Origin of the sequence: Kitasatospora sp. NPDC056800 (genome assembly GCF_042789775.1) — a bacterium.
GTDB lineage: Bacteria > Actinomycetota > Actinomycetes > Streptomycetales > Streptomycetaceae > Kitasatospora.
The window spans coordinates 1-6,029 of record NZ_JBHUAL010000327.1; the positions used below are offsets into that span (position 1 = coordinate 1).

The following is a 6,029-nucleotide window of genomic DNA, read 5'->3' on the forward strand; positions in this document are numbered from 1 at the left end:
GTCATCGTGCGGGACGGATCAGTCCGTCGGGCAGCGGATGCCCGCGGCCGGGACGGTCCCGTCCAGCAGGAAGGCGTCCACCGAGGCGCGCACGCACTTGCTGGCGCCGTACCCGGTGTGGCCCTCGCCCTCGCGGGTGACCAGGACGGCGTTGCCGAGCTCGGCGGTCAGCTTCTCGGCCCAGGCGTACGGGGTGGCCGGGTCGCCGGTGGTGCCGACCACCACGATCGGGACGGCGGCCGTGTTCTTGACCGCGTGCGGCCTCTCGGTCGAGGCGGCCGGCCAGATCCGGCAGTCCGGGTCGAACAGCGCGGCCATCGGGTCGTGCTTGCTGACCAGCGGGGCCTTGGCGGCGAGGTCGGTCAGCGCGGCCTGCAACTGCTCGCCGGCCGGGGCGTCGGTGGCGCCGTCGGCGCAGTGGATGGCCGTGTAGGCGTCCGCCGAGGGGCGGTACTTGCCGTCCTTGTCGCGGCCGTTGTAGCCGTCGGCGAGGTCCAGCAGGTAGTCGCCCTTGCCGCGCACCATCGCCCAGCCGATGGAGTTGCGCAGCCCGGTCCAGGCCTTCTCGCCGCCGTAGAGCCGGCTGAGCACGCCCGTCCAGGCCGCGCTCGAGGTCAGGGTGCGGCCCTTCTCCGTCTTGAGCGGCTTGTCCTTGAGCCCGTCGAGGAACGCGGCGAGCTTCTGCGCCGCCTGCTCGGGGTCCTTGCCGAGCGAGCAGGCGTCCTTGGTGACGCAGTCCGCGGCGAAGGCCTTCAGGGCCCGCTCGAAGCCGCCCTGCTGCTCGATGTTGTGCTGGACCAGCGAGGTGGAGGCCGAGGTGGCGCCGTCCAGGACGAGCCGGCCGACCTTGTCCGGGAACTCCTCGGCGTACAGCGAGCCGAGGTAGGTGCCGTAGGACAGGCCGAGGTAGCTGAGCTTCTGGTCGCCGAGGGCGCCGCGCAGCACGTCCATGTCCCGGGCGCTGTTGCGGGTGCTGACGAAGGGCAGGAGCTGGGCGTACTTGGCCTGGCAGGCGTCGGCCAGCTGCTTGCCGTGGTCGGCCGCGGGCTGGTCGGTGGTCAGCCAGTCGTCCCGGGTGCGGTCGTCCAGGCAGTTGAGCGGGCTGGTGCCGGCGGTGCCGCGCGGGTCGAAGCCGACGATGTCGTAGCGGTCGTGCACCGGGCCGTCGAAGCCCTTGGGGTCGTAGGTGACCATCCCGACGCCGGAGCCGCCAGGGCCGCCGGGGTTGATCAGCAGCGAGCCGATCCGCTGGTCGGGCTTGGTCGCCGGGTTGCGGACCACGGCGACGTCCAGGGTGCCGACCTCCGGTGCGGCGTAGTTCAGCGGCACCTTGAGGGTGGCGCACTGGAGCGCGGAGATGTCCTCCTCGTTCTGCGGGTCCTTCTGGCAAGGGCCCCAGGCGAGTTGCTGGCCGTAGAAGGCCTTGAGGGCGGGGTCGGCGGCGCCGGTGGGCTTGGGCGTCGGGGTCGGGGCGGCGCTCGGCGTCGCGACGGCGGCGGCGTCCGGGGAGGCCGAGGGCGCGGCGGCGGTGCCGCCTCCGCTGGTGCAGCCGGCCAGCAGAGCGGCGGTGGCGAGGGCTGCGACGGCGGCGGGCAGGGCGCGCCGCGGGGTCCGGGTGATCATGGAATGCACGGCACAGGAATATCACCTGCCTGTCACATCAGTCACATGGGATTCTCAGAGTGCTCTGCGTCAACGGGCCGGAGCACGCCGCCCACCGGCCGCGAGAAGTGATTCCGCGGCGGTCCGAACGGTGCCATGCTGAGGTCATGACAGAAAGCAGTGCGGTGGCACCGCTCCGTCACCAGGCGGAAACCGGTGGGCGGCGGCGGGAGTTGGCCGCGGCGACGGTCGGATCGGTGGTCGAGTCCTTCGACTGGAACATCTACGCCGTCCTCGCGCCCTACTTCGCGGCGGACCTCTTCGGGCACGGCAAACACGGCGTCAGCGGCGTGCTCGGCGCGTACGTCACCTTCGCGGTGGGCTTCGTCGCCCGGCCGGTCGGCTCGTACCTGATCGGGCGGCTCAGCGACACCCGGGGACGGCGCTTCGCGCTCAGCCTCGGCATGGCGGTGATCGCCGTCGCCAGCCTGGGCATCGCCGCCGTCCCGGGCCAGCGGAGCATCGGGGTCTGGGCGGCCGTGCTGGCCGTGCTCGCCCGGGTGGTGCAGGGGCTCGCCTTCGGCGGGGAGGCGCCGAGCGTGGCCGCGTACGTCACCGAGACCGCCCCGCGGCGGCACCGCTTCGCGTTCAGCTCGGTCTCCTACGGCGGGATCATCCTCGGCTCGCTGCTCTCCTTCGGCGTGCTCACCCTGCTGATCCACACCCTCGGCAAGTCCGGCCTGGAGAACGGCGGTTGGCGCTGGGGCTTCGTGGTCGCCGCGCTGCTCGGGCTGGCCGCCGTCTGGGTGCGGCGGTGGGCGCCGGAGAGCGCGGAGTTCCACCGCGCCCGGGAGCGGGCGGGCCGCACCGCCCGCCCGCCGTTCCTCCGGACGCTGCGCGAGCACCGCTGGGCGGTGCTCACCGTCTTCCTCAACACCCTGGGCGGGACGGTCGGTTACTACTTCGCGCTGGTGTACCTGCCGCAGTACGCCGCCGCCTACCACGTGATCGGCAAGGAGGAGGCGGCCTCCTTCATGACCGTGGTGCTCGGCGTGGTACTGGCCACCATGCTGCTCACCGGCGCCGCCGCCGACCGCTTCGGCCTGCTGCCCGTCGCCCGGATCGGCTTCGGCCTGCCGATCCCGCTGGTCGGGGTGCTGCTCGCCGGGCTGCGCCAGGGCTGGCTGCCGTTCCAGGTCGTCGCCGTGCTGCTGGGGATGCTGGTGGCCACGGTGCTCGGCACGCTCAACGTCTTCACCGGGCTGCTGTTCCCGACCGAGGTGCGGGCGGTCGGCCTCGGCGTGGTCAACGCGGCCACCATCGCGGCGTTCGGCGGCACCTTCCCGCTGCTCGCCGAGTGGCTGAGTGGCCGGCACTGGCTGGGCGTGATCCCCGCGTACGTCACCGTCTGCACGGCCGGCCCGGCCCTCGCGCTGCTGACGGCGATGAAGGTGCCCTCCTTCGCCGAGGCCGTCCGCGAGACGGAAGGAGCGGTTCAGCGGACACCCGGAACCGCCTGACGGACAGTCATCGGCTGTGGTTGAGTGGTCCGGACCACTGCTGAACGGGGAGGGCTGGCGTGGGCATCGACGCACCGGGTACCGACATACCGGACACCAACACACAGGACGGCGGCCTGCCGGAGGACTGCGGGCCCGACGGCTGCGGCTCGGACGACTGCGCGCCGGGGGGCCGCGTGTCGGAGAGCTGGCTGACCGAGGCCGGGTTCGAGGAGCCGCCGCCGGTGGACCTGCGCACCGACCGGGCGCACTCCGCCCGGGTCTACGACTACCTGCTCGGCGGCAAGACCAACTTCCCCGCCGACCGCGAGGTCGGCGACCGCGTCCTCGCCGAACTGCCCGGCGTGCGCGAGGACGCCACCGCCGCCCGCGCCGTGATGCGGCGGATGGTCCGCCGGCTCGCCGGGGTGCACGGCGTCCGCCAGTTCCTGGACGTGGGCACCGGCATCCCCACCACGCCCAACCTGCACGAGATCGTCCAGGCCGTCGACCCGGCCTGCCGCGTGGTCTACGTCGACAACGACCCGATCGTGCTCGCCCACTCGCGGGCCCTGCTCACCAGCACCCCCGAGGGCCGTACCGCCTACGTCCAGGGCGACCTGCGCGAGCCGGAGCAGTTCCTCGCCGACCCGGGGGTGGCCGCCACCCTGGACCTCCGCGAGCCGGTCGCCCTGACGCTCATCAACATCGTCCACTTCCTCTCCGACGAGGTCGCGCACCCGCCCGTCCGCAAACTCCTGGACGCCCTGCCGGCCGGCAGCTTCCTCGCCCTCTCGGCCGGGACCGCCGACATCGCGCCGGAGCGCGCCGGGATCGCCACCCGCCGCTACGCGGAGGCCGGGATCGACCTCCACCTCCGCTCGCGCGAGCGCGTCGAACGCTTCTTCAGCGGGCTGGAACTGGACGACCCGGGCGTCGTCCTGGTCGACCGCTGGCACCCGGAGCCCGCCGGGGACCCGGTGCCGGGCGAGGGGAAGGTCGGGGTGTACGGGGGAGTCGGCCGCAAGGCGTAGGCGCCCGTCCCTGCGAACGGGCCCTGTGGACGGGCCCTGCGAACGAGGCCTGAGAACGAAGCGTGCGAACGGAAGCTGCGAAAACGATCGTCTTTACGTGCACATGTCATTAAAGTGACTGCCTGTCGAACCCCCACTCGGCAGGCGGAGTCCTCATGACCATTGCACGCAGGTCCATCCTCAAGGGCACCTCGGCGGCCGGAGCCGCCCTGGTGGCCGCGGCCTCGACGGCGGGCGCGCAACCCGCGGCCGCCCAACCGGCCGACGACGCGCCCACCAGCCCGCTCCTGCAGACCACCCCGCACCGCTCCGGAACGGCCGCGGTGTCCGGGCTGCACCTCCAGTTCGGCACCGACGCCGGCACGGAGATGACCGTCTCCTGGCTCACCCCGCAGTCCGTGCGCCGCCCGCAGGTGCGGTACGGCTCACCGGACGGCGGCCTCGGCCGGGTCGTCCAGGCCGAGACCCGCACCTACCGGGACTCGATCGACAAGGTCGAGGTGTACGTCCACCACGCGCGGCTCACCGGCCTGCGCCCGGGCACCACCTACCTCTACAGCGCCGGCCACGACGGGGCCACCCCCGAGACCGGCACCTTCACCACCGCCCCGCGCGGCCGCGCCCCGTTCACCTTCACCAGCTTCGGCGACCAGGCCGCGCCCAACCTCCGCCGCCGGATCACCTTCCCCGACGGGATGCCCTCCCCGCTCGGCAAGTACCCGGTGTTCATGAGCAGCCAGGTCGGCACCGCGGCCTCCGCCGACATCGTCGCCGCGGTCGAGCGCGTCGGCCCGCTGTTCAACCTCATCAACGGCGACCTCTGCTACTCCTCCTACGCCGGCCGCCACGGCCAGAGCCGCACCGCGACCTGGGCCGACTGGTTCATCAGCAACAGCCGCTCCACCCGGCTGCGGCCCTGGATGCCCTGCGTCGGCAACCACGAGAACGAGGGCGGCAACGGCCCGATCGGCGCGCTCGGCTACCAGGCGTACTTCTCCCTCCCCGACTCCTCGGCCTCCTCCGACGAGGAGACCCGGGGCATGTGGTACGCCTTCACCGTCGGCTCGGTGCGCTTCATCAGCCTCGCCAACGACGACGAGGCGATCCAGAACTCCGGCGACGTCTACCTGCGCGGCTTCTCCGGCGGAGCCCAACGGCGCTGGTTGGAGCGGGAGTTGCGAGCGGCGCGGGGCAACCGGGCGATCGACTGGATCGTGGTCTGCATGCACCACCCGATGATCTCCAGCTCGAAGCACGGCTCCGGCAGCGACCTCGGCCTGCGCGAGACCTGGGGCCCGCTGTTCGACGCCTACGGGGTCGACCTGGTGGTGTGCGGCCACGAGCACTACTACGAGCGTTCCCACCCCGTCCGCGGCACCCTGCCCAACGACGCCCGCACCCCGGTGCCGACCAGCACCCGCACCGACATGGTCGACACCGGGCGGGGCACCGTCCACATGGTCATCGGCGCCGGCGGCAACGCCGCCACCACCCAGGACGACCTCTTCGAGCAGCCCAAGGGCCGGGTGGTCATCGGGCTGGAGGACCCGAAACCGGGCGCGCCCTACCGGGAGTCGGTCTGGCTCACCGAGGACGCGCCCTGGGCCGCCGTCCAGGACCGCGAACACGCCCACGGCTTCGCGGCCTTCGAGGTCGACCCGGGCGACCGGCGCGGCGGCACCACCACCATGAAGGTCACCTACTACACCTTCGACGGACCGCACGGGGACCTCACCCCGGTGGACACCTTCACCCTGTACCGGCGCCGGACGGACGGGCGCGACGGCTGACCGCCACCGGCACCGCCACTGACCGACACCGGCGCCGGGGGGGGGGGGTGGCGGTGGCGGTCAGCGCCCGAACCAGGCGCATATTCACATCAGAAGCGGCCGAC

General features: G+C 72.9%; 4 protein-coding genes. 3 read left to right on the plus strand and 1 reads right to left on the minus strand.

Translation table 11 applies throughout. The features are described 5' to 3' along the window. Positions 1–18 precede the first annotated feature (18 nt). Positions 19–1,623 carry an alpha/beta hydrolase gene (locus ACFRQN_RS39390; protein WP_380745439.1) on the minus strand — a complete coding sequence of 535 codons (1,605 nt, stop codon included), beginning with the start codon at positions 1,621–1,623 and terminating at the stop codon, positions 19–21. Positions 1,624–1,769: 146 nt separating this feature from the next. On the opposite strand from ACFRQN_RS39390, the gene ACFRQN_RS39395 reads away from it, so the two are divergent. From ACFRQN_RS39395 to ACFRQN_RS39405, 3 genes are all read left to right on the plus strand, one after another. Continuing rightward, a complete protein-coding gene (locus ACFRQN_RS39395) occupies positions 1,770–3,122 on the plus strand; it encodes an MFS transporter (RefSeq protein ID WP_079272265.1) in 1,353 nt (450 codons plus the stop codon). A gap of 191 nt (positions 3,123–3,313) precedes the next feature. After that, complete coding sequence (locus ACFRQN_RS39400) at positions 3,314–4,135, plus strand: SAM-dependent methyltransferase (RefSeq protein ID WP_380745443.1); 822 nt, start codon at positions 3,314–3,316, stop codon at positions 4,133–4,135. 155 nt (positions 4,136–4,290) lie between these two features. Further along, entirely contained in the window at positions 4,291–5,925 is a 1,635-nt protein-coding gene (locus ACFRQN_RS39405; RefSeq protein ID WP_380745441.1) for a purple acid phosphatase family protein, read from the plus strand. Positions 5,926–6,029 lie beyond the last annotated feature (104 nt).

Excerpts from the sequence above, each read along its gene's own strand:
- ACFRQN_RS39395 (WP_079272265.1), top strand. The coding sequence starts at position 1,770 with ATGACAGAAAGCAGTGCGGTGGCACCGCTCCGTCACCAGGCGGAAACC.
- ACFRQN_RS39390 (WP_380745439.1), bottom strand. The coding sequence starts at position 1,623 with ATGATCACCCGGACCCCGCGGCGCGCCCTGCCCGCCGCCGTCGCAGCC.
- ACFRQN_RS39405 (WP_380745441.1), top strand. The coding sequence starts at position 4,291 with ATGACCATTGCACGCAGGTCCATCCTCAAGGGCACCTCGGCGGCCGGA.